The organism is Pseudomonas sp. EA_65y_Pfl1_P113 (genome assembly GCF_963970525.1).
Lineage (GTDB): Bacteria > Pseudomonadota > Gammaproteobacteria > Pseudomonadales > Pseudomonadaceae > Aquipseudomonas > Aquipseudomonas tritici.
Genome location: NZ_CAXAQM010000116.1, coordinates 1 through 908, shown reverse-complemented (window position 1 = coordinate 908; position 908 = coordinate 1). Strand labels below are relative to the sequence as shown.

Annotated in this window: 1 protein-coding gene; it reads left to right on the top strand. The window is 58.8% G+C overall.

Going from position 1 to position 908, the window contains the following annotated elements:
- Positions 1-908 (top strand): conjugal transfer protein TraH (locus AACY52_RS28560; protein WP_339561102.1); only part of this gene is annotated, 908 nt, incomplete at both ends.

Here is a 908-nt window from a genome sequence, read left to right as displayed (position 1 = left end):
AACGCTTTCAATATGTCGAGCTGCGAAGCCGCACAGCAAGCGATCGGCTCGATCTGGCCGAAGATGGACGGCGCAAGCTCGACGATTTGTCAGCAGGTTGGTGGTGCAAAAGGCTTCTTCTCCGACGCCGCCTCGGCACGTCACGGCTGCACCAACAAGGGTGAGCGTGAGGACACGATCGCCAAGGGCGGCGACGACGCCGAGCTCGTTCAGTCGAAGAACTATACCTGGTACGCGCTCAACGCGAAAAGTGCGACCAAACCGTCAAAAGAATATGCCGAGTTCTTAATGACAATGGTCGGCACGATAATCTACGATTCGACCAAGAAGGCCGACAGCATGGGCGGCTTTCGCTTCATCGCTCCTGCGAGCTGGGACACGTACCAAGCCCTTCTTGATGGGACGACATCGGCGCCGACTGATGTGTGGTCGTGTGACACCACGGACGACAAGGGCTGCCTTTCGCCGACATCGACCAAACTCAGCATCCCAACGGAAGTGGCGCTGCGTACCCGCGTCCTGAAGATGATGGATAGCATGAGCGCGAAAATTCGCTCGAACGCGGCATTGTCTGGCGACGAGATCAACCTGCTCGGCATGACCTCCATCCCGCTCTATAAGATCCTCGTCGTGAACGAGGCAGCGCACATGGGCCTCGGCTCCGGCGACAAGGCCACGCTCTCCGAGATGGTCGCGATCGATCTCCTCATTTCGATGCTTGATCGTATGCTCGACACGATCTCCCAGGCGCAGCAGGGCGCCAACTATGTCTCGACCACCGAGTTCGAGACATGGCGCAAGCAGGTCGACAGCGTGAAGACGGAGCTTGCGCGGCGCAGCACGAAGATGGCTGGTGAGGTCCAGAACACCTACCGCGTGATCCAGCAAACGCAGTTCCTGGAGTCCAC